Genomic DNA, 22,338 nt, shown 5'->3' with positions numbered 1-22,338 from the left:
TTGCCGCCACACGGCGGGTTGCGCGTTACAAAACAGGACAGATCGAAAACTCTCGACAGCCATGTTGACAATCGAAGAGACGGGCAATACAGTATTTCGCGAAAATTTCGCTGAGAGATCAAAGCAAAGGGAGACGTGCATGCGTTTCATACGGTTTGGTATCTTGCTGGCATCGCTGCCTCATCTGGCATGGGCCGACCTGCCGCTCACGGTCGAAAACCTCATCACTGACAAAGGCAAGATCAAACTCGATCTGTCACTGTCTTACGCCAACGCCGACCGGCAAGGCGTCTCCACCGCCGCCCCCATCAGTGTTCAAGTCGGCCCGACCTCGTTCGTCACCCTGCCCACGCAGATTGGCGAGCATGTGGACAACAGCGACATCGCCGTGGCCGCACTGGGTTTGCGCCATGGACTGACGGCCAAGGCCGAAGTCTATGCGCGCCTCAGTGGCTTGAGCTCCCGCCGGCGCAGCAGCGGACTGGACGGTTCTGCCACAAGCAGCCAATCGGGCTTTGCCGATGCCTGGGCCGGGGTCAACTACCAATTCAAGAAAGACGACGACGGCCCCGCCGTGCTCGGCTTTGCCGAAATCGCCCTGCGCGAAAAGCACCGCCGTAGCAGCGCCAGCTTCAAATCGGCCATGTTGGGCGCCACCACTTACAAGGCCATCGACCCCGTGGTGTTTTCCCTTAGCGGAGCCTACCGCTTCAACCAAGGCCGGCAAGACGGCGCGCAAAGCTACCAGCCCGGCAGCCTGCTCTTGCTCAACCCCGGTGTGGCCTTTGCGGTGAACGACCGGGTCACGCTGAGCACCGGCGCGCAGTGGACGCGCCGGCAGGCCGACCGCTTTGGCGGGCAAAGCCAAGGCCTCGCCCGCACCGCCACCGACCTGCTGATCGGCGTGGGTTACGGCTTTGCCAAGGACAGCATCCTCAACACCACGTTCAAAGTCAACGCATCGGGGCGTAGCGGTGCCGAGTTGCGAATGTCCTGGTTGTATACGCCCTGATTTCTCTCAAGACAGGCGGTCAAAAAAAGTGGCGGCAAGCCGCCACACAGGGATTAGCGGTGGTGCAAACACCGTTAATAGGCGCCTCGGGAGTCTGTTTCGAGGCTTGTTGTTGTTCTTTGTTTTTGTATATGAAGGAGTCTACATGAGAACGCTCAAACACACCGCACTCGCGCTGGCTATGGCTGGCCTGCTGTCGGCACAGGCCAACGCCACGCAGTTGGAAAACCTGCCAACCTTGCCAGTGGCGGCTTTCAGCCAGACGGATATCAATGCGATGTTCGAGCAGGCAGATAAGCCGATGCAATTGGCGGCGCTGTCTGATCAGGAAATGAAGGAGACGGAAGGTGCTTTGTTGCAAATTGGGCTTGGCGGCTTAGGTGGCGGCATAGGCGGTGCTTTCGGCTACTACACCAGCACCACGCCCTCAAATCGCACTTGGGGTGGCTGGGCAACCGCAGTTGGCACTGGAGCGGTAGGTGGTGCTGTAGCCAGTCTGACTCCTTGGTGGCCGCTTGCCTCAATTTGGGGTTCGGGCATTGGTTATGTCGGTGGATGGGCTGCGACCCACCTCAATAGATAACTTAGTTGGCGCCGACCCGTCGGCAATACCTCGGGTCGGCTAACAGTCGTGCTTTATGAAAAAGCCATGAAATTTTTGATAGCCTGGATAGCAGTAATGACAGTGCTGACCCGGCCCTCTTGGACGACGGGCAAGATACGTGTCCTTGGCGTTGGTCAAAGGATGGCGTTACTCAGAGAAGTGAGATTCCCGGATTTGCTTTTTCCCCGCTGGCAATCGGTGCTGGTCATTTCGCTCATCGGTATGCTGATCGGTTTGAACCCGATACTTCGCGCAGCACTGCCCGATGTGTCTGCGCCGTGGCGGAATGTGGTCGTGGAGTTGGTCGTGGAGTTGGTCGCGGGATTGCTCCTCATCTGGGTGGCGTTCCTGGTCATGGTGGCAATGTTGCGCTGGTGGCTCAAACGCGGGGGCCGTTGGGACGGTCAGGGCGATCTGTTCAATCTGGTGGCTGCATCGTGGTTGGTGGCCGACACCCTGGTTGCAGGCTATGCGTCGCTGGCTGCGCCGCCATTTCTGATCTGGCATCTGTTCTTGCCTTTGTGGCTGTATTCGCTCTGGGTGGGCGCCAAAGCCATGGCGAGCGCCATCCCCCAAGCCAGCCTGGGCTACTGCATCGCCGGCATTGCCATCGGGCTGGTGCCTGCCATCGCGGCTGCGGGATTGGTGTTTGCTCTGGTGGGTATGGTTATGGCAATGACGGGTTTGGCCTCTGTCGGGGCAGGCGCATGAGGGGTCCGGGTGGATTTTGGTGACGTTTATTGGTTTTCGACAAACCGTGTGACAACGGATTTGAACATATGTTTGAGTTGATTACTACCACGCTAGAGGCCATATCAGGATATCTGGTTGGTAAATTTGGCGCAAAGTCGTCAACGGCACGGCATTCGAGCCTCGTTTTTTTGTCTTTCGTGCTTGGAGGGATTTTTTCATGTTTTTCGGAGTTTATGAGTTGATTTTTCCATCTGCCAATCCGAAAGGGAATATTTGGGTTGGATTGATTTGTTTTTCCATCGGGATTTCCTTTATTACATATTTGATTTTGCTTATTGATCGCTTGATGAAAAATCGAAAAAGAAAGCAAGGATGAGCAGCCTTTGCCAAAATTCAAGGAAAAGGTGATTTCATGAGTGCGTTAGTCCGCTTTTCATTGATACTTCTGGCAGGATACTTTTTCGGCGCAGGCTTGAAGCACCTGTTTTTGATGGCATCCGTCATGGCACTGAATCTCGTATTCCATGCGTGGATAAGACGTCAGGTCAAACTCGCGGATCATGGGTCGGATGAGCCCAGACAGAGGAGTAAGCAAAGATGGCAACAATGGGGTCAGTCAGTGTCTTACGGGCAACTGGTCGTCATTGTCATCACTGCCTCTTCGGCCATTCGGTAAGTGGCCGCCCATGATCACCAAGCCCACGTTCAAGGCCAACGCATCGGGGCGCAGTGGTACTGAATGGCGGATGTATTGGTTGTCGGTTACCCGTCATGCCCTGTGAGGGATTGATGACCCTTTTTGATTTCAATTACGGATTATGCTTTTTGGTGACGTCCACATTGATAAACCAGTCCCTGGCAAAAAAGCTGCCGGTCATTGGTGCTGGTCAGAGGATGATGTTGCTCAAAAGAGTGGCGTTCCCGGACTTGGTTTTTCCCCGCTGGCAATCGGTGCTGGCTATTTCGTTCATCGGCGTACTGTTCGGTTTGGCCCCAAGATTGCACGCAGTGCCGCCCGATGCGCCCGCATGGCTGGGTGTGGTCGTGGGGCTGGTCACAGGGCTGCTCACCACTTGGGCGGCGTTTCTGGTCATCGTGGCAGTGCTGCGCTGGTGGTTCAAGCGCGGGGGACGTTGGGACGGCCAAGGCGATCTGTTCAATCTGGTGGCTGCGTCGTGGTTGATGCTCGACAGCTTCTGCGCAAACTTGATGATGCTGAATGCGCCGCCATTTCTGGTCTTGCCTTTCTGGCTGTATTCGCTCTGGGTGGGCACGAAAGCCATGGCGAGCGCCATTCCCCAAGCCAGCCGGGGCTATTGCATCGCCGGTATCGCCATCGGGCTGCTGCCGGCCATCGCGGCTGCGGGGTTGGTATTTGCTCTGGTGCGGGCGCTCATGACGGGCTTGGTCCCTGGCGGGGCAGGCGCATGAGGGGGCTGGGTGGATTTTGGTAGCTGGGCTGCGCCCCATCTCCGATAAGTAAGCCCGGCCATACCTGGAGCCGGCTGCCAGCCGTGCTCTATGACAAATTTAGGAAAATCCATGACATACATGATACTTGGTGTAGTCCTTTTGGCAGTGTCGACCGTACTGAACCCGTTTCGGATAGGAAAGCTGCAAATCATTGGCGTCGGTCAAAGGATGATGTTGCTCAAAAGAGTGACGTTCCCGGACCTTATTTTCCCCCGCTGGCAATCGGTGCTGGCGGTTTCGCTCATCGGCGTGCTGATTGGTTTGGACCCAAGATCTCACACCATGCCGCCCGGTGTGCCCGCGTGGCTGGGTGTGGTCATGGGGGGCATGGGGCTGGTCACCACTTGGGTGGCGTTCCCGATCATCGTGGCGGTGCTGCGTTGGTGGCTCAAGCGCGGGGGGCGTTGGGACGGTCAGGGCGATTTGTTCAACTTGGTGGCGGCGTCGTGGTTGGTGGCCGATACCTTGGGCGCTGGCTTGGCGGCGCTGGGTGTGCCGCCGCTGCTGACCCTGCCTTTGTGGCTGTATTCGGTCTGGGTGGGCGCGCAAGCCATCGAGGGCGCCATCCCCCAAGCCAGCCTGGGCTATTGCATCGCCGGCATTGCCATCGGGCTGCTGCCTGCCATCGTGGCTGCGGGATCGATGTTTGCTCTGGTGGGTGTGCTCATGGTCGTGACGGGCTTGGTCCCTGGCGGAGCAGGCGCGTGAGCGTGATCAGGTCTGGATGGACTTTGGCTTGCTGTGCTCTGCTGCTGGCCGCGCCAGCACGGGCTGATGACCCCGCCAAGGCGTCCGGCCCTGAAGCGGCATTGCTGGCGACCCACTCGGCCCATGGCCTGGTTCCGCTCAAGAGTTGGAAGACGCTGCGCGACGAGCGCATCGTCAAGCAGGACCTGGATTATTCCTGTGGCGCGGCATCGCTGGCGACTTTGCTCAACAGCCACTATGGTCAGAACCTGACCGAGGCAGCCCTGCTCGAGGCCATGGACAAGGGCGATGGGCGGGCCAGTTTCGAGGACATGGCCCGCGCCCTGCCGCAGTTTGGCTTTCGGGCGCAGGGCTTTGCCGCGAGTTGGGAGCAGCTTGCGCGCCTGAAGATGCCGGTCGTGGTCTATGTGAAGCAGCGCAAGGACGACCATTTCGCGGTGCTGCGGGGCATCAGCAGCGACACCGTGTGGCTGGCCGACCCCAGCCTGGGCAACCGCACCTACAGCCGCGCGCAGTTCCTGGACATGTGGCAGACCCGCGCCGATGCCGAGGATGGCTTGGCGGGCAAGTTCCTGGCGGTGCTGCCTGCCAATGCTGCCAATGCTGCCAATGTTGCCAATGTTGCCAATGTTGCCAATGTTGCCAATGGGCCAAGCTCCGGCGATTTTTTCACCAAAGCGCCACGCCGCATCAACGCCACGGCGCAACTGGCGTTTCGGACGCAGCCCTGAGCCATTGCGCGTGCCCATTGCTCGGTCAAGTCAGGTACGCGCCTTGCTTTTCCTTGTTTTTCGTCACAACATGGCTTGAAGTGGAAAAAAGGAGCCGGGCATGACCAAGCGAATGCTGGACACGAACAGGTGTATCCATCTCATCCATCGGCAAGTGCCTGAGGTGACCGAGACCTGTTGCCAGAGGTTGAAACGATGAGCGTGCATCCGGGCAGGATGGCGCCCCCGCAGCAGATGCCGCAGCAGGCACAGCAACCTGTCGCGGGACATCTCCCGGTGCTCGAAGTGCGGGACTTGCAAACCCGCTTCCCGACCGCTGCCGGCACGGTCACGCCGGTAGACGGCGTGTCTTTCACGCTGGCGCGTGGCGAGATCATGGGCCTGGTCGGCGAATCCGGTTCCGGCAAAAGCGTCACCGGCTTATCGATCATGGGCCTGATCGACAAGCCCGGTCGCATCACCGGCGGCTCCATCAAACTCAAGGGGCGCGAACTGGTCGGCCTGCCGGAAAAGGCCCTGCGCGCCCTGCGCGGCGCCGACATCGCCATGATCTTCCAAGACCCGATGATGACGCTCAACCCCGTGCTGCGCGTGGCCACGCAGATGACCGAGGCGATCCTGGTGCATGAGCGCGTGAGCAAGCAGCAAGCGCTCGACCGCGCCCGCGCCGCCCTGGTCAAGGTCGGCATCGCGGCGCCGGACGAGCGCCTGCAAGCCTATCCGCACGCGCTTTCCGGCGGCATGCGCCAACGCATCGCCATCGCCACGGCGCTGCTGCACAAGCCCGCGCTGATCATCGCCGATGAACCCACCACGGCGCTGGATGTCACCATTCAGGGGCAGATACTGGCCGAGGTGCAGCAATTGGCGCGGCAGGAGGGCATGGCCATGATCTGGATCACGCACGACCTGTCGGTCGTCGCCGGGCTGGCCGACAAGATTTGCGTGCTGTATGCCGGCCGGGTCGCCGAGTACGGCACGGTCGATCAAGTGCTCGACGCCCCGCTGCACCCCTATACAGCGGGCCTGATCGCCTCCGTGCCGAGCCATGCGCAAAAAGGCCAGGCGCTGTACCAGATTCCCGGCATGGCACCCATGTTGCTCGCCCTGCCGCCCGGCTGCGCATTCCAGGCGCGCTGCCCGCGTGCCGATGCGCAATGCCGCGCAACGCCCCCGCCGCACAGCGCCGACCAGTGCACCGACCATCGCGCCTGGTGCTGGCATCCGGTGCAGGCATTGGCAACGCAGGTGAGCGCATGATCGCCGCCCGGCCGCCCGAAGGCGATCACACCGCAGCCGAAGGCGGAGGCGGAGGTGCCCCATCCTTCGCTGCACGGTCGCCCGAAGGCGTTCATACCGCAGCCGAAGGCGGAGGTGCTCCAGCAAGCCTGGTGCAACTCAACAACCTCTCCAAACACTTCACCGTGGCCGCCACCCTGACGCAGCGGCTGCTGGGCATGCTCGGCCACGCCAAACCGCCGGCCACGGTGCAGGCAGTCAGCAACCTGTCCGTAGAAATCCGCGCAGGTGAAGTGCTGGGCTTGGTTGGCGAATCCGGCTGTGGCAAATCCACCCTGGCGCGCATGGTGGCCGGCGTGCATGCCGCCTCCAGCGGCACCGCGCTGTACCGCGGCCAGCCGGTGGCAGTGCAACAGGGCGCGCGCGTGGTCAAGACCACCACCAAGGTGCAGATGATCTTCCAGGACCCTTACGCCTCGCTCAATCCACGCCATCGCATCGACCGCATCGTCGGCGAAGGCCCTTTCACGCACGGGCTGGTGGACAAGGCGAATCTGGACGATCACGTCAGCCGCGCCATGCAGCGCGCCGGGATCGACCCGGCCTACCGCTTCCGCTATCCGCACCAATTCTCCGGCGGCCAGCGCCAGCGCATAGGCATTGCGCGGGCACTGGGCATGCAGCCCGAATTCTTGGTGTGCGACGAAGCCGTCGCCGCGCTCGATGTCTCCTTGCAGGCGCAAGTGCTCAATCTGTTCATGCAACTACGCGCCGACCACAACCTGACCTACCTGTTCGTCAGCCACGACCTGGGCGTGGTCAAACATATCTCGGACCGCGTTGCCGTGATGTACCTCGGACGCCTGGTCGAATTGGCCCCGGCCGCAGAAATCTTCACCCGCCCCAACCACCCCTACACACAGGCATTGCTGGCCAACATGCTGACGCTGAACTTGCGCCGGCGCCGTTTTTCCGCGATCAAGGGCGAGATTCCCTCGCCGCTCAACCCGCCCGTCGGATGCCATTTCCACCCGCGCTGCCCACATGCCATGGAGCGCTGCATGCGCGAGGTGCCGGTATTCAGGGAACTGGCGCCGGGGCATTCTTCGGCGTGTCATCTCGGTGATGATTGAAAGTCGTTTTCCAACGCAGTACATCCATCGAAGGGAGAGGATATGAAAACCATACGACACGCCATGCTGATGGCACCAACGGTGGCGTTGCTTGCCGGGACGGTGCTGGCGCAGGAACTCAAGATCGGTGCGCGCGCTGGCCCGGAAGCGATGGCCCCGCAGGTCATGGTGGCCGAGGCGCTGCCGCAGTCGATTCACCCTTTCGAACGCAGACTCGCCGGCCTCCAGCCCGCTGTTACCGTCTCGGTGTCCCTGCGCCATCCGTCACACACCGGATGGCTGGCCCACTCATTTTCTCAAGCCTGAAAGAAAGTCCCATGAAATACGGATACACCATCGTCTACGTGCCGGACGTTGCGGTTTCATTGGCTTTTTTCGAGAAAGCATTTGGGTTCGAGCGGCGCTTCATGACCGAAGAGGGAGACTACGGCGAACTGGAAACCGGCGGCACCACCATCTCCTTCGCATCGCACAAGCTCGCAGAATCCAACTCGAAGCAGGGCTTTGTTTATTGCAGCCAGACCGAGCAACCACTGGGTGTCGAGCTTGCCTTCATCACCGACGACGTAGAGAAGGCCCACGCCACTGCACTGGAGGCCGGTGCCATCGAGATCGCCGCGCCGAAACGCAAGCCCTGGGGGCAATCGGTCTCGTACCTGCGCTGTCCCGACGGGTCGCTGGTGGAACTGTGCACCGCCTTGAGTTGAGGGCTGCGATGAAAGCCGCAGACCGAATTGAGCAACTCGTCGAGGACATCTGTGGCCCGATATTGCACGAGATCGTCCAGGGCGTTCGCCAGATCGTGATGCGCACAGGGCCCTCGGCCACCGAGATCGTCAAGTACGGTGGAATCATGTTCCAAGCCAAGCAACCATTCTGCGGCGTCTATGCCTACCGGGAGAATGTCTCGCTTGAATTCGGCCACGGCCACCAGTTCAAGGATGCACACGGCGTGCTGGAAGGCAGCGGCAAGTTCCGCCGCCACATCAAAATGGAACCCCCCGTTATGCGTTCCTGCACACAAGGGAGTTTCCGCGATGACGACTACGATTGAGTGGTTTGATTTTGAGAAGGTGGACCTGCGGGTAGGTACCGTGGTCAGCGCGAAGTTGAATGTCAAGGCGCACAATCCGGCTTACACCATCACCATCGACCTGGGGCCGATGGGTTTGCGCCAATCCAGTGCCCTGGAGCACTGCGCGCGGGCGGCATCTGAATTCATGGAGCTTGCCCCAGGCCATTCTTGCGCGTGCCATCTCAATAATGACGAGAAACCACGCTTCAACGCGGTCATTCACCCATCGAAAGGAAACAATATGATAATCGTAAAACGAGCCATGATGAGTGCACTGCTCGCCGCGGCCTTGGCCCCGGCACTGGCGCAGGAACTCAGGATTGGCGTGCGCGCCGGCCCGGAAGCGATGGACCCGCACTACCTGGCGCTAGGCACGCAAATCGCCGCGATAAAAAACATCTACGAAGCCCTGGTGTTTCAGGATGATAAACTGCAAATCCAGCCCGGCCTGGCGACCAGTTGGAAAGTGATCGACGAGCACACCTGGGAATTCAAACTGCGCCCCGGTGTGAAATTTCACGATGGCAGTGTGCTGACGGCGCAGGATGTCAAGTTTTCTCTGGAGCGCGTTCCCAAGGCGGCGGGGCCGGATGCCGGCCTGGTCATCAATACACGCAATATCAGCAAGGTCGATGCCGTGGATGATTTGACCGTCCGTGTCATAACCTCGATGGCCAACCCCGCCTTGCCACAAGACCTGGCGCGCATCATGATCGTGCCCGCCTCCATCGGCGCGGCCAAGGTCGCCGATTTCAACAGCGGCAAGGCAGCCATTGGCACCGGCCCCTTCAAACTGATCTCGTTCAAACCGCGCGCCGATTTGTTGCTGGAGCGCTTCGACCAATACTGGCGCGGCGCGGCAGACTGGAAGAAAGTGCATTTTCTCGAAATCAGCAACGATGCTGCGCGCCTGGCCGCACTGTCATCCAAACGGGTCGACCTGATCAACTACCTGCCTTACGGCGATGTCGCCAAACTCAAAAACAATCGCGATTTCTCCGTGGTGCAGGGCGACTCCATCTATATCTACCTGCTTTACCCGGACGTGCGCGAAAAGAGCGAGTTAATCACCGACAAGGCGGGCAAACCACTGCCAGTCAACCCGCTGCGCGACAAGCGCGTGCGTGAAGCGCTATCGCTGGCCATCGACCGCAAGACCATCGCCGGCACCGTACTCGAAGGCATGGCCACGCCATCCAATCAACTGATCGTGGACGGCTTCTTTGGTGCCCTGTCCAAACCACCGTTGTTGCCAACGAATATCGACAGGGCCAAAAAATTGCTGACCGAAGCAGGCTACCCGAACGGCTTCTCGCTGCCCCTGCACTGCACCAGCGACCGCTTGCCAGGAGATGCGGCGACCTGCTCGGCGCTAGGGCAGATGTTTGCCAAAATCGGCATCGACACGAAAATCAACGCCATTTCGCGCACCGTGTTCATTCCGGCGCGCAAGCGTGGTGAATACGTGCTATCACTGGCCGGTTGGGGTTCACTGACCGGAGAAGCGGGCTATACCTTGGCAGCCATTGCCCGCACCAACGACAAATCCAAAGGTTTCGGCGCATCCAACGTGACGAATTATTCCAATGACGCTGCTGATGCAGCAATATCGGTCGCCATGCGCATGACCAACGACGACAAGCGCCGGCTATTGTTTGAAAGCGCAATGAAAATGGTGCAGGACGACTACGCCATCATTCCGGTCGTGCAGTTGTCCTCGGTATGGGCCGCGCGCGCCAATACCTTGTCTTTCAAGCCGCGTGTGGATGATGAGACGCTGCCGTTTTTCATCCGGCTGGACAAGAAGTAAGGGGGATGCAGGCCGATTTCACGCAGTCGGCCTTTTTCCTCATTTTTGGATTATCCGGTGCGCATACAGAAACAGCGCGGCAGAAACAACCCCATCGCCGTTCGGGGTGCATTCGATCCCCTCGGACAACCGGATCGCAATCTGCCGGACCCGATATCGCCGTGCAGCCTGTGTCCGTTGATCATCGAGATTGGTCAATTGTGCTGTGGCAGCACGCCGATCTGAAATGGCTGGCGTTCGGTCAATGGCAACTTGCTGATCGCGCTTGACAACACGGACTGCCTCTCCTCACAGAAGATATCTCCTTGAATGTTGGTGCCCAGATGCAATCCAGGCGGGCGCAGACCTGATTTCCGCGCGAACCAGCGCCCATGCAACTGACCGAAATGACCAGGGTCGCGAACCAATACGACTACTCGCTGACGCTGCTGTCGATACCCGACGCCGAGTGGCAGTGGCCAGAACATGACGATGGCGAACCCGAGGAGGACACCTTCGATCGGTTCATCCGCAACGGTCAGTACCCCGTGCGGTAGTGACCTTACCCCTGGAATCCGTACCCCATAGCGGAGTCACGAATTGGCTTGCTTGGCCTGAGCCGCATGCCAGTCTTGCTCGAACCGCACCGGGCTGACGTACGCCAGCGTGGAGTGCAGCCGGGTGCGGTTGTACCAGAGTACCCAGGCGATGACCTCGTCCTTGGCTTGGCGCCGCGTCACGAAGCGCTGCCCATGCAGTCGCTCCGCCTTCAACGAACCGAACAGGGTCTCGCTGCAGGCGTTGTCCCAGCAGTTGCCCTTGCGGCTCATCGAGGCCGTGATGCCGCACTGGGCGAGCACGTCCCTGAAGTCCTCGCTGGCGTATTGGCTGCCCCGGTCGCTGTGCAAGATCAGCCCGGCATGCTTGCGCGGATGCCCCTGGCCCGCAGTTCCTTCCACGTGCGCGGCCAGCCGTAGCCGCCCCGCGTTTCGGCGTGGATCACCTCGATGTGCACCAGCAGCGCGTCGTCGCTGAGATGGTGCCGCTGGGCCGCGCTGGCTCTACGAACGAAGTGTTCGTGGTAGCCGGTGATGCTGGCCTGCAGGACTCGGCACTGCACAGAGATCGGCCACGCCTGGCGGTTGCGGTGAATGAAGGCGTACTTCAGCTCTGCGCCTTCGCGCAGTACGCCGTCGCTTTTCCCAAGATGTCACGCCCCATCTTCACCCGTGCCAGCTCCGCGCGCAGTCGACTGATCTCCATCTGCTCGGCGCTCACTGCCTTGCTGTCAGCGCCTGTGAGCTTGCCCAGGCGATCCGCCTTGACCCAGTTGAACAGCGTCTGTTCCACCACGCCCAGAGTCCTGGCCGCCGCTGCGATGCTCTGCCCGCCGTGAACCAGTCGCACTGCCTCCTGTTGATATGGTTAGATGTGCCCTGATTGGTTGCCGTGACCGCATCAGCGCATCGAGAAGCGGACGTTCTTGACTTGCGTGTTCTCAAGAATGGCGTCGATGCCGCGCTCCTTGCCCAGGCCGGACTCCTTGAAGCCGCCAAAAGGAGCGTCGACCGAGACCTTGATTGGGTCGTTGATCGCGATGTTGCCGATCTGAAGGGCGTGGCACATGCGCATGGCGCGGGCACCGTCGCGCGTGCAGACCACGCCCGCCAAGCCGTGGCGGCTGTCGTTGGCGATGCGCACGGCGTCGGCCTCGTCGCGGAACGGAATCACCACCTGCACCGGACCGAAAATTTCGTCCTGCGCAACCTGCATGCCGCTACGGCCCTGGGTGAACAGGGTGGGGGCGACGAAATAGCCATTGCGCAGCTCGGCGCGTCCCGACAGGTCCTGCAGCACTTCCGGGTTGGCCTGTTCGTCGCGGCCTATGTCGATGTAGCGCTGCACGCGCTCGAGTTGCGCGCGGCTGACCAGCGGGCCCATCTGTGTCTGCGGGTCTTCGGGCAGGCCGACCCGGATGTGCTGGTAGGCCTGGCGCAGGCGCTCGGTGAATGCCTCGGCAATGCGTTCGTGGACCAGCAGCCGCGTGCAGGCGACGCAGATCTGGCCGGAGTTCTTCGTGACGTCCTGCAGGGCGATGGCCGCTGCGAGGTCGAGATCGGCATCGTCGAAGACGATCAACGGCGACTTGCCGCCGAGTTCCAGCGTCACCCGCTTGATGCGTTCGGCGGCGCTGCGGTAGATGGCCTTGCCGGTGGCGGTGCCGCCGGTGAAGGAGATCCGCTCGACCAGCGGGTGCTCCACCAGTGCCTGGCCGACGGTGGCGCCGGGACCGTGCACGATGTTGATGACGCCTGGCGGGAACCCGGCCTCCAGGATGGCGGCACCCAGTTCCACGGTGGACAGCGGTGTGATCTCCGAAGCCTTGATGACGGCGGTGTTGCCAGCGGCCAGAACCGGCATCAGCTTGCTGATGGTCAGCGTGAGCGGGTAGTTCCACGGAAGGATCAGACCGACCACGCCATAGGGTTCCCGAAGGGTGAAGTTCACGATATGCGTGTCGGCCACGTTGTGGGTCTGGCCGCCGATGCCCTGGGCCACACCTGCCACGTAGTCGATCCCGTCGAGCATGGTGCCCAGGGTGGCGCGGGTCAGCGTGATCGGCCGGCCGACGTTCCAGGTTTCCAGCCAGGCCAACTGCTCGGTGCGGCGCTCCAGCGCGTCGGCCAGCTTGCGCAGCAGCCGGCTGCGCTGCCGTGCGGAGGTATGGCGCCAATGAGTGTCGAAGGCGGTCTGGGCGGCGCGCACAGCGGCATCGACGTCATTCGCGTCGGCCTGGGTGACCTGGGCCAGCACGCGGCCGGTGCTGGGGTTGTCGACGTCAAAGTGCTGGCCTGCACTGGAGGAGCGCTCCTGGCCGTCGATCAGTAAGGGATAGGTGCCGGTGCGCAGATGCGAGGATGTTTGCATGGTGCTGGATAAGGGGTGAAGAACACGGTGGAATTCAGGCGGGCTGCATAGCCCGGTAGAGCGAGACCAGGTCGTCCCGTGTCGGCTTGCGGGCGTTCAGCGCCACGGAAGGGCTGCCGAGTGCGATGCCGATCACGGCTTCGAGCCGGTCCGCCTTGACGCCGAGTTCGGCCAATGTGCATGGCAGCCGAGCCGCTCTGCGCAGGTGGTCGATGGCTTCGACCAGTTCTGCGGCGCAGGCTGCATCGTCCGCGGGCTTTGCGGACAGGCCGCAGGCGCGCGCCACTCTGGCGTAGGGAGACGTGGCGGCCGGCAGCGTGAAGCGCATCAGGGGCACGCACACGACCGCCAGCACATGCGCGTGCGGCACGTCGACCAGCGATTCCAGCGGCGTGCAAAGCCCGTGAATGCCGTCGGTGCCGCGCAGACTCATTGCCACGCCGGCCAGGTAGCTGGCCAGCAGCATGTCGCTGCGTGCCTGCAGCGCGTCGGGCTGAGCGATCACTAGCGGCAGTGCATGGAACGAAAGCACCATGGCTTGCAGGGCCAGGGCTTCGCCGACGGGATTGGTGGCGCGGTTGGTGGCCGCGCCCAGTGCGTGCATCACCGTGTCGAAGCCGGTGCAGGCCGTGACAGCGGGCGGGACGCTCAGTGTCAGCAGCGGGTCCAGCGCCACCCATTGCGGGCGGCATGCGCGGCTGCGCAGCACATGTTTGCGCCCCTGGGCGTCCTTGACCAATGCGGCGGTGGTGCTTTCGCTGCCGGTGCCCGCGGTGGTCGGAATGGCCGCGAACGGCGGGATCGGCCGGCACAGCAGCGCGTCGCCCTCGCGCAGCACCTGCTCCACGGGCGCATCGCTGCACAGCCGGGCCAGCAGTACCTTGCAGACGTCGATCACGCTGCCGCCGCCGAGCGCGACCACGCCGTCGCAGGCCTGCGAGTGCCAGAGGTCAAGGGCCTGGGCGACGTTGTCCAGCGTGGGATTGGCCTCCACGCCGTCGAACAGGCACGGTACCAGGCCGGCGTCGCGCAGGCGCGCGAGGTGCGGTTCGACCAGGCCGGCGGCTACCAGACCGGCATCGCTGACCACCAGCGGCTTTCGCGAACCGCTGTGCTGCATCCATGCGGACAGGCGCTCGGCGCTGCCGGCCCCGAATACCGTCTGGCCGGGCCAGACGAAGGTGTACTGGTCGGGCTCGGTGCCGAACAGCAGATGTGTCGATGGTGGATACATGGCGTTTCTCAGATGCGGCGGCCGGCGCGTTCCCAGTGCGGGGCGCGCAACTGGTTCTTGAACACCTTGCCCATACCTTCACGCGGCAGCGCCGCATGGAATTCCACGTGCCGCGGCACCTTGTAGCCGGCCATGCGTTGGCGCATCCAGTCGCGCACCTGCTCCGCGTCCAAGCTGCTGCCTGGCGATCGCACCACGGCGGCGGCCAGCGCTTCGCCGTACTCGGCATCGGGAATGCCGAATACCGCGCAGTCGGCGACTTCCGGATGCGTCACCAGCACGTGCTCGATTTCTGCCGGATAGATGTTGACCCCGCCGGAAATCACCATGTCGCGTTTGCGGTCGGTGACGTAGAGGTAGCCGTCCGCGTCGAGGTAGCCCATATCGCCGTTGGTGATGTGCCCGTCGCGCTCGATGGCCTGACGGGCGGCCGCGTCGTTGCGATAGGTGAAGGGCAGGGCGTTGTCGCCCGGGTCGACGTAGATCTCGCCGGTTTCTCCCGGAGGCAGGATCTGGCCCTCGGGGCCAAGGATGCGGACCGACGTTCCAGGGAAAGGGCGGCCAGCGGTACCCGGACGCTGCAGCCATTCCTGCGCGCTGACCATGGTCACCAGGCCGATTTCCGTGGAGCCATAGGTCTCGTTGACGATGGGGCCCCACCAGTCGATGATGGCGCGCCGCACTTCCGGGGCGCAGGGCGAGCCGCCGTGGGTCACGTTCTCCAGGGACGACAGGTCGTAGCGCTCGCGCACTTCACGCGGCAGCTTGAGCAGCCGCACCAGCATCACTGGCACGAGCGACAGGTGTGTGAGACGGTGCTGCTCGATTGTGCGCAGCAACTGCTCGGCATCGAAGCGCGGCAGCACCACGATGCGCTCGGCCAGCCGTAGCGCCACGCGTGCGGCGGTATTGGGCCCGGCGTGGTACAGCGGGCCGACCAGGGCCGTGCGCATGCCTTCACGGGCGTGGCTGGCCATTGCGCGCACGCGCATGGTTCCTTCGTGCTGGGGCGGTGTGCCGGGCAGGCGCATGACGGCCTTGGGCCGGCCGGTCGTGCCGGAGGTGTAGAGCATGCTGCCCGGCGATGGGACTGGCGGCGTCATGCTGGGAGCGAAGCCGTCGCGCCATTGCGCCCACTGCAGCGCCTGGTCGGGCAGAGGGGCCGGCGCCAGGCCGTAGGCATCAATGATCTCCTGTGGTGTGGGCACCACCAGCACCCGCACGTCCGGCGGCACGGCAGGTGCCAGCGTGGGCCACAGGTCCGCATGGATGACCAGAGCTTGCGCCCCGCTGTCGCGTAATACGTAGGCCGCCTCTTCGGCCTGGAAGTGCCAGTTCACGGCCACCAGGTGAATGCCGAGCTGGTTGAGGGCCAGCATCAGCTCCAGATAGGGAACATCGTTGCGCAGCATCACCGCGACGGTGTCGCCAGCCCGCAGTCCAAGCTGTTCAAAGCCGGCGGCGGCGCGGTCGGCCTGTGCCTGCAACTGGGTGCCTGGCAGTATCAGGCCGCCGTTGTAGATCAAGAGGTTGGGGTTCATGCGGGATGGAGGGTGGAGAGGGGAAGTTCGCGTGCGTGCACGTCAGCCACACGCATGCTGGTTTCGGCCATCAAACGGCGCAACACAGCTTGTACGGGTTCGATGTGATGGGCGAAGCCGATGGCCGGCCCCATGGACAGCAGGCCGGTGTTCCAGTCGCCGCGCAGATAGGCGTTATCACGGCCGAGCCGGCCGGTTGCCAGCGCGCCGAATTCGGGATAGCTGGTAGCGCCCTGCGCTTCCAGCTCGCGGGTCCGCTGCACCGTGGCGTTGTCGAGCACGCGCCAGGGGTTGCCGGTGCGCGTCAGCGCCAGGATCGAGGCTTCCGCCGGCTGGGCCAGCAAATGCCGCTTGTAGTCCTCATGCGCCCAGATTTCTTCGCAGACCAGCAACCGTGTGCCCATGACCACCGCGTCGGCGCCCAGGGCCAGGGCCGCCGCGATCTGCCGGCCGCTGCCAATGCCGCCGCCGATGGCCAGCGGGATGTGCAGGCGTTGCGATTCCAGCGCCAGCGCGCCGAGGACGAAGGTTGGAAGTTCGTTGGTGCCCGGGTGGCCCCCGGCTTCGCCGCCGACCAGCGCCACGGCATCGGCACCCTCGTCCTGCGCCTTGAGCGCGTGCGCGATGAAGGCGCACTTGTGGATGACGCGACCGCCGCCGTTTTGCATGCGCTCGAACAGGGCCCTCGAAGCAGGGCCCACGGTCTCGAAGCTGCGCACGCCTTCTTCCAGGGCCATGTCGATCCAGGCCGGGATCATCCGGTTTTCTTCACTGCGGCGCGACTGCGTGATGTTGAGGCCGAACGGATGGCCTTCGCTGGCATGGCGGCAGGTGCGCAGGGCTTCGTGCAGGGTATCTAGGCTCTCGTAGGAGCGCGGTGTGATGAAACCGAGCGCGCCCGCCCGCGCCAGCGCAGCCACGTAGTGTGCGTCCGATAGCCACATCATGCCGCCGCCCAACACGGGTAGCCGGATGCCGAACAGATCTGTGAGCCGTGTATGGATCATGGCGCTCACTGCATCACGAAGCCGCCGCTGATGCCTATGCTCTGGCCGGTCACGAAGGCCGCGCGATCTGATGCCAGCAGGCACACCATGCCGGAGACGTCTTCCGGGCACGCCAGGCGCTGCAGCCCGCGCGCGATCGGATAGGCGTTCAGCATTTTGGACAGGCGCTCGTTGTTCTGCGGCGTGGAAGTGGGTGCCAGGGCGCCTTCGCGGATGCCTTCGTGCGAGACCGCTCCCAGCGCGATTACATTGACGTTGATGCAGTGCTGGCCGTGTTCGCGCGCGATGGCCTTGGCGAAGCCCAGCATCGCGGCCTTGGCGCCGGAGTAGACGGCCAGCCGGGCTTCGCCGGCCCGGCCGGCCTCGGACATGATGTTGATGATTTTGCCGTGGCTGCGTTCGCGCATGCCGGGCAATACGGCCTTGCAGCAGTGCAACATGCCGAAGACGTTGAGGTCGACGATGCGTTTCCAGCCCTCTGAATCAGTTTCCACGAAAAGAGGAGCGGGGCCGCCTTTCTCGCGCCGCTCGACCAGCACGCCAGCGTTGTTGACGAGGATGTCGATGGGGCCGAGCGCCTGTTCGGCGGCGGCGATGGCGGCGTGAACCTGTTGCTCCTGCGTGATGTCGGCTACGGCGGCATGGGCCTGCCCGCCGATGGCCTCGATCTCGCGCACGACGGTGCGGGCGCGCTCCTCGAACAGATCATTGACGGCGACGCGTACGCCTTCTGCGGCCAGGTCCAGGCAGATGCGGCGGCCCACGCCCTGGCCCGCGCCGGTGACGAAGGCGACCTTGCCGTTCAGTTGCAAATCCATGCGTTGTTTTCCTTGTGTGCTTGTGAAGAGATGAATACGGATCAGCGGCCAATGAATCGGGGCTGGCGCTTTTCGACGAAGGCGCGCATGCCTTCCAGCCGGTCTTCGCTGGACACCACCAGCGCGGCGGCATAGCGCTCGTACTCCAGTCCTGCGTCGATACCGACCTGCATGCCCTGGTCGACGGCATGCTTGATGTGGCGCAGCGCCAGCGGCGCGTTGGCCGCCATGCGTGAAGCCATGGCCAGTGCCGTGGGCAGCAGCGCCTCGGGTTCGACCACTTGGTTGATCAGGCCGATGGCCAGCGCGCGCTCGGCGCCGATGGCGTCGCCCGTGAGCATCAGTTCCTTGGCGATGCCAGGGCCGACCAGGCGTGGCAGCCGCTGCGTGCCGCCCGCCGCGGGCAAGGCGCCGATCTTGGCCTCGGGCAAGCCCAGCCGGGCGCCGCGCGCGGCGATACGCACGTCGCAGCACAGCGCGATCTCCAGCCCGCCACCCATGGCGACGCCGTTGATCGCGGCGATCAGCGGTTTCTCGAACTGTTCCATCTCGCGGAACAGCGCGAGCGTTGCCTTCTGCTGCAGGTGGTATTCCGGCTGGGGCAAGGCCTGACCGGCGCGCTCCTTGATATCGGCGCCCGCGCAGAAGGCCCGCTCGCCCGCACCCGTGAGGATCACGCAGCGCACTTGCGGGTCCTGGCGCGCACGCTCGAGCAGGGCCTGCCGGAGTTCTGTTTTCATAGCGCCGCCGATGGCATTCATGCGCTCCGGGCGGTTCAGCCGGATCAACGCCACTCCCTCGGCGACTTCGTACAACAGGGTCGAGTAATCCATATGTTTCTTCAGGTTCCGGCGCGAGCCAGCACATGGGCCACGGCGACCGAGCCCAGGCCGATCATGTGGGCCAAGGCCAGGCGCGCACCGGGGTGCTGGCGTCCCGTGGCCTCGCCGCGCAACTGGCGCGTGATCTCCGCGATCTGCCCGACGCCGGTTGGTCCCAGCGGATGGCCCATGCCGATCAGGCCGCCGGAAGGATTGATGGCGCAAGCCCCACCGTCGATGTCGGCTGCGCCTCGGGCCACGTAGGCCGCGCCTTCGCCGGTTTCGCAGATACCGATGGCCTCGGTATAGAGCAGTTCCTCTATGGAGAAGGCATCGTGCAGTTCCACGATGTCCAGATCCTTGGGCACGATGCCGGCTTGCGACAGCGCCGCCGCCGAGGATTTGCGCACCAGTTCGACCAGCGGTGGCGAGCCTTCCGGCGTTAGTTCCTCGCTGCTGGCGACGGAGGCCAGCACCTGAACGGCGCGCGTGCGCGCCAGGTCGAGGCGGCGCAGCCCGTCTTCTGACACCACGATGACCGCGGCGGCGCCTTCTCCCCGTGGGCAGCATTGCAGCGCGGTGAGATCGCCGACCACGCGCGGCGAGGCCAGCACTTGCTCCAGCGTGCGTGGCTTGCGGAACTGCGCATAGGGGTTGCGCGCAGCGTTGCCATGGTTCTTGACGGCCACGCGGGCCATGTCGTGCAACGTCAATCCTTGCTCGCGCATGCAGCGACGCGCCAACAGCGCGAATTTCACCAGCGGCACATGCGAGGTTGGACTCAGTGGAGGCAGTCCGTCCTTGAGGGCCGCGCGGCGGCCATCGCCGAACTTGTCGACGCCCAACGCAAGCACCACGTCGCGCTCGCCGCTGGCGACTTGCAGGCAGGCCAGGCGGAAAGCCGTGGAGCCGGACGCCGAGGCGTTCTCGACCTGCAGCACCTCCAGGCCAGTCGAGCCCAGGTGGCGCAGCATCACACGGCCAGCGGCCATGCCCAGGGCCGCCGTGCCGACCACGGCGCTTTGCACCTGGGGCCAGGCCAAGTCGGCATCGTCCAGGGCTTCTCGGACAGCCTGCAGGCCCAGTTGCACATAAGGTGTTTCCGATGGGAAGCCATAGGCGTGCATGCCGATGCCCACGACGTAGACGGTGCGTTCACGCAGCAGCCGGTTCAAGATGCCACCTCCGCTGCAGGTGCACGGAACACCCAAGTGCCGTCACTTTGAGCCTTCCCGGGCTGCCAGACTGGCTCCAGGGCCATGCCCAGACGCAGTTCGTCTTCGCTGCCGACGTCGATGAGCACTTCCTCGACCAGATCCGGTGCCAGGGCCACCTCGCCGATGACGGCTGGTACCGGAAGGCCGGGCGTCAAGGTCGCGTGGACGGTGACGAAGTTCAGCAGGCGCAGCGGCCCTTCGTAGTCCTGCATGTGCAGCTCGCTGGCGGGTGCACCGCAATGGTGGCAACCCGGAACCTGTGGCGGGAAGCTCAGGCCCGAGCAGCGCGCACAGAGTGCAAGCTGCAGCTGCGGCGCTTCCGGAGTTGGTGATGTGCGTGTCGAGATAGTCATTCGATCTTCATTCCTGTCTTTTGTACGAGTTGACGGGCTTCCTGACGCTCGCTATCCAGGGCTTGGGCGAAAGCCTTGGGCGTACTGCCGACGGGATAGGTCCCCAGTTCCTCGAGCCGTGCCTTGACTGCGGGGGCTTGCAAGGCCGCCCTGAACGCCTCATAGAGGCGCTGCACGCGCTCGGACGGTGTGCCAGCAGGGGCGACGATGCCCAGCCAGGTGGTGACCTTGAAGCCTGGCACGCCGGCTTCAGCGACGGTGGGGACGTCCGGCAGGTCTGCGACGCGTTGCGCACCGGTGACGGCCAGTGGACGCAGGCGCCCGTCGCGGATGAAGGGCATGGTGGTGGAGCGGCTGTCGGGCATGAAATCCAGCGTGCCTGCCAGCAGGTCTGTCATGGCTGGACCGGTACCTTTGTAGGGCACGTGCACGAGAGGTGCTCCGGAGCGCATCTGCAGTGTTGCTCCGGCCAGATGCATCGAACTGCCATTGCCGGCGGACCCGTAAGACAGGCCCCCAGACTTTTGTTTAGCCAGATCAAGTAGTTCCTGCAGCGACCGGGCCGGCGATGCGGCAGGCACGACGACGACCATTGGGCTTTCGGTGAGCTGCGTCACTGGGACGAAGGCTTTAGCCGGGTCGATCAGCTGTTGCTTGTAGAGGAAGCTGTTCATGACCAATGGGCCAGGGTTGCCGAGCAGCAGCGTATGACCATCGGTTTCGGCGCGAGCGACCACTTCATTGGCAATGTTGCCGTTGGCGCCAGGTCGGTTATCGATGATGACGGGTTGGCCCAGGCGCTGCTGCAGTTCGGGCTGCAGCAGCCGGGCGACGATGTCCGAGGCGCCGCCGGTGGCGTAGCCCACCACGATCCGTACGGGCATGCTGGGAAACTCCGCAGCCTGTGTGAGGGTTGTGGTCAGGCTCAGCAATGCGCAACTGAGCACGATCCGGATATGCCGCGTTTTCATGGTTTGTCTCCTTGCGAAATGATGTTCAGGTGGTGTGGGTAGGGCTTGGCCGTCGTCGTTTAGTCGCGCGGACAGGTCCGGCGGGGGCGGGCTAGCGTTCGGCGCAGGCGGCCGCTAGTCTTGTGTGCAGGTCGTTCTTGAGGGCTTGGATGGCAAGCGCGATGTTGCTGGTTTGCGGGCTCAGCATGGACTGCATGCGCAGGCCGCGCAGTGCAGCAATCAGCAGTTGTGCCTCACGCGCCGGGTTGATGTCGGGGCGGATCTGGCCGGCCTGTTGGCCTGCTTCGATCTGGCCTGCCAAAGCCCGGTGCCAGCGGACACTGATGGCAGCGAAGGTACTCCGTACGCGTGGTGCGGGGCCGATTGACTCCTGCATCAGCATGAAGAACGCACGAGAACTTTCGGGCGGTGTGTCCATGCCTTCGAGATAACAGTCGATCTCGCAGGACAGCGCTGCCATACCGCGCAGTCCTTTCAGCCGTGCCAGCAACCGCACTCGGTGGTCCGTGGCGATCTTGTTGACCAGTTCTTCCAGCAGCCGTTCTTTGCTGCCGAACCGGTGTTGAACTAGGCCGCGGCTGTAGCCGGCCTCGATGCCGATTGACTCGAGCGTGGTGTGGGTGTAGCCGATGCGGGCGATTAGCCGAATGGTTGCCTCCATTAAGCGGCGGTCTGACTCTGCGACGCGTTCGGCTTGGGTGCGTCGCACGCGGGCAGCATCGGTCGCGGCGCCGGGTGCTTCAGAAGACTGTGTGTGCAAGCATTGCATGTGGTCATCATATTTATTTGCGGTATGTATCGCAAGTTAATGATGATTGGTGTTAACCCTTGATGCTGAGTTGTCTGAGCCAATGCGCCAAAAACGGGGCGCACACTGCTCTTCAGGGTCAGATCACCAAATGGTGGGCGATTGGCAAGCGTTCACAATGGGCGCATCGCCGCGTCACATTGATCACCCAACGGCGTGCTCGGCGCGAACGATGGGGCTGAT

At 63.2% G+C, this 22,338-nt stretch carries 25 protein-coding genes and 1 pseudogene; 15 read left to right on the top strand and 11 right to left on the bottom strand.

Translation table 11 applies throughout. From position 1 onward, the window contains the following. Positions 1-139 precede the first annotated feature (139 nt). The 15 genes from VEIS_RS18830 to VEIS_RS26875 all read left to right on the top strand — a co-directional run bounded on the left by VEIS_RS18830 (position 140) and on the right by VEIS_RS26875 (position 11,014). The gene (locus VEIS_RS18830; RefSeq protein WP_011811587.1) at positions 140-1,012 is read left to right on the top strand and encodes a transporter; all 873 of its coding nucleotides are present in this window, start codon (positions 140-142) and stop codon (positions 1,010-1,012) included. A 145-nt stretch (positions 1,013-1,157) separates the two neighbouring features. Then, a complete protein-coding gene (locus tag VEIS_RS24965; protein WP_011811586.1) occupies positions 1,158-1,595 on the top strand; it encodes a hypothetical protein in 438 nt (145 codons plus the stop codon). 66 nt (positions 1,596-1,661) lie between these two features. Next, positions 1,662-2,327, top strand: a complete 666-nt coding sequence (locus VEIS_RS18820) for a hypothetical protein (protein ID WP_041950191.1) — start codon at positions 1,662-1,664, stop codon at positions 2,325-2,327. A gap of 199 nt (positions 2,328-2,526) precedes the next feature. Continuing rightward, positions 2,527-2,685, top strand: coding sequence for a hypothetical protein (locus VEIS_RS29115; RefSeq protein ID WP_157048595.1), 159 nt, complete (start codon positions 2,527-2,529; stop codon positions 2,683-2,685). A gap of 413 nt (positions 2,686-3,098) precedes the next feature. Then, positions 3,099-3,740 (top strand): hypothetical protein, encoded by a 642-nt coding sequence (locus tag VEIS_RS18810; RefSeq protein WP_011811583.1) that lies wholly within the window; start codon positions 3,099-3,101, stop codon positions 3,738-3,740. A 324-nt stretch (positions 3,741-4,064) separates the two neighbouring features. Beyond that, complete coding sequence (locus VEIS_RS18805; RefSeq protein WP_232287752.1) at positions 4,065-4,490, top strand: hypothetical protein; 426 nt, start codon at positions 4,065-4,067, stop codon at positions 4,488-4,490. Beyond that, positions 4,487-5,221 carry a C39 family peptidase gene (locus VEIS_RS18800; RefSeq protein WP_011811581.1) on the top strand — a complete coding sequence of 245 codons (735 nt, stop codon included), beginning with the start codon at positions 4,487-4,489 and terminating at the stop codon, positions 5,219-5,221. The genes VEIS_RS18805 and VEIS_RS18800 overlap by 4 nt, the downstream gene beginning before the upstream one ends. A 234-nt stretch (positions 5,222-5,455) precedes the next feature. Next, complete coding sequence (locus VEIS_RS18795) at positions 5,456-6,481, top strand: ABC transporter ATP-binding protein (protein WP_049774090.1); 1,026 nt, start codon at positions 5,456-5,458, stop codon at positions 6,479-6,481. A gap of 131 nt (positions 6,482-6,612) precedes the next feature. Beyond that, positions 6,613-7,593, top strand: a complete 981-nt coding sequence (locus VEIS_RS18790; protein WP_011811579.1) for an ABC transporter ATP-binding protein — start codon at positions 6,613-6,615, stop codon at positions 7,591-7,593. Between the two features lie 63 nt (positions 7,594-7,656). Further along, complete coding sequence (locus VEIS_RS18785; RefSeq protein ID WP_198137900.1) at positions 7,657-7,899, top strand: hypothetical protein; 243 nt, start codon at positions 7,657-7,659, stop codon at positions 7,897-7,899. 11 nt (positions 7,900-7,910) lie between these two features. Then, positions 7,911-8,300: a VOC family protein gene (locus VEIS_RS18780; protein ID WP_011811577.1), complete on the top strand. Its 390-nt coding sequence runs from the start codon at positions 7,911-7,913 to the stop codon at positions 8,298-8,300. An 8-nt stretch (positions 8,301-8,308) separates the two neighbouring features. Further along, positions 8,309-8,647: a DUF1801 domain-containing protein gene (locus VEIS_RS18775; protein WP_011811576.1), complete on the top strand. Its 339-nt coding sequence runs from the start codon at positions 8,309-8,311 to the stop codon at positions 8,645-8,647. After that, positions 8,631-10,478 (top strand): ABC transporter substrate-binding protein, encoded by a 1,848-nt coding sequence (locus VEIS_RS18770; protein WP_232287751.1) that lies wholly within the window; start codon positions 8,631-8,633, stop codon positions 10,476-10,478. Before VEIS_RS18775 ends, VEIS_RS18770 begins: the two co-directional genes overlap by 17 nt. Before the next feature lie 5 nt (positions 10,479-10,483). After that, entirely contained in the window at positions 10,484-10,747 is a 264-nt protein-coding gene (locus VEIS_RS29110; RefSeq protein WP_011811574.1) for a hypothetical protein, read from the top strand. Between the two features lie 117 nt (positions 10,748-10,864). After that, a complete protein-coding gene (locus VEIS_RS26875) occupies positions 10,865-11,014 on the top strand; it encodes a hypothetical protein (protein WP_232287750.1) in 150 nt (49 codons plus the stop codon). 36 nt (positions 11,015-11,050) lie between these two features. On the opposite strand, the pseudogene VEIS_RS26870 reads toward VEIS_RS26875, so the two are convergent. From VEIS_RS26870 to VEIS_RS18700, 11 genes and pseudogenes are all read right to left on the bottom strand, one after another. Beyond that, a pseudogene (locus tag VEIS_RS26870) lies at positions 11,051-11,864 on the bottom strand (integrase core domain-containing protein). A gap of 51 nt (positions 11,865-11,915) precedes the next feature. After that, positions 11,916-13,385, bottom strand: a complete 1,470-nt coding sequence (locus VEIS_RS18745) for an aldehyde dehydrogenase family protein (protein WP_011811571.1) — start codon at positions 13,383-13,385, stop codon at positions 11,916-11,918. Between the two features lie 34 nt (positions 13,386-13,419). Continuing rightward, positions 13,420-14,619: an iron-containing alcohol dehydrogenase family protein gene (locus tag VEIS_RS18740; RefSeq protein ID WP_011811570.1), complete on the bottom strand. Its 1,200-nt coding sequence runs from the start codon at positions 14,617-14,619 to the stop codon at positions 13,420-13,422. Between the two features lie 8 nt (positions 14,620-14,627). Beyond that, a complete protein-coding gene (locus VEIS_RS18735; protein WP_232287749.1) occupies positions 14,628-16,106 on the bottom strand; it encodes an AMP-binding protein in 1,479 nt (492 codons plus the stop codon). A 50-nt stretch (positions 16,107-16,156) separates the two neighbouring features. Beyond that, entirely contained in the window at positions 16,157-17,167 is a 1,011-nt protein-coding gene (locus VEIS_RS18730; protein ID WP_011811568.1) for an NAD(P)H-dependent flavin oxidoreductase, read from the bottom strand. Positions 17,168-17,172: 5 nt separating this feature from the next. Next, complete coding sequence (locus VEIS_RS18725) at positions 17,173-17,985, bottom strand: SDR family NAD(P)-dependent oxidoreductase (protein WP_011811567.1); 813 nt, start codon at positions 17,983-17,985, stop codon at positions 17,173-17,175. 41 nt (positions 17,986-18,026) lie between these two features. Then, positions 18,027-18,818, bottom strand: a complete 792-nt coding sequence (locus VEIS_RS18720; protein ID WP_011811566.1) for an enoyl-CoA hydratase/isomerase family protein — start codon at positions 18,816-18,818, stop codon at positions 18,027-18,029. Positions 18,819-18,826: 8 nt separating this feature from the next. Next, on the bottom strand, positions 18,827-19,981 hold the full coding sequence (locus tag VEIS_RS18715; protein WP_011811565.1) for a thiolase family protein: 1,155 nt from the start codon (positions 19,979-19,981) through the stop codon (positions 18,827-18,829). Continuing rightward, positions 19,978-20,235, bottom strand: a complete 258-nt coding sequence (locus tag VEIS_RS18710) for a PhlB family protein (RefSeq protein ID WP_041950188.1) — start codon at positions 20,233-20,235, stop codon at positions 19,978-19,980. Before VEIS_RS18710 ends, VEIS_RS18715 begins: the two co-directional genes overlap by 4 nt. 137 nt (positions 20,236-20,372) lie before the next feature. Beyond that, on the bottom strand, positions 20,373-21,347 hold the full coding sequence (locus tag VEIS_RS18705) for a Bug family tripartite tricarboxylate transporter substrate binding protein (RefSeq protein WP_011811563.1): 975 nt from the start codon (positions 21,345-21,347) through the stop codon (positions 20,373-20,375). Between the two features lie 91 nt (positions 21,348-21,438). After that, positions 21,439-22,008, bottom strand: coding sequence for a TetR/AcrR family transcriptional regulator (locus VEIS_RS18700; RefSeq protein WP_232287748.1), 570 nt, complete (start codon positions 22,006-22,008; stop codon positions 21,439-21,441). Between the last annotated feature and the right edge of the window lie 330 nt (positions 22,009-22,338).

It is taken from the genome of Verminephrobacter eiseniae EF01-2 (assembly GCF_000015565.1).
GTDB classification, from domain to species: Bacteria; Pseudomonadota; Gammaproteobacteria; order Burkholderiales; family Burkholderiaceae_C; genus Acidovorax; species Acidovorax eiseniae.
Note: the sequence above shows the minus strand (reverse complement) of the source record. Positions and strands in the feature narration are given on the sequence as shown.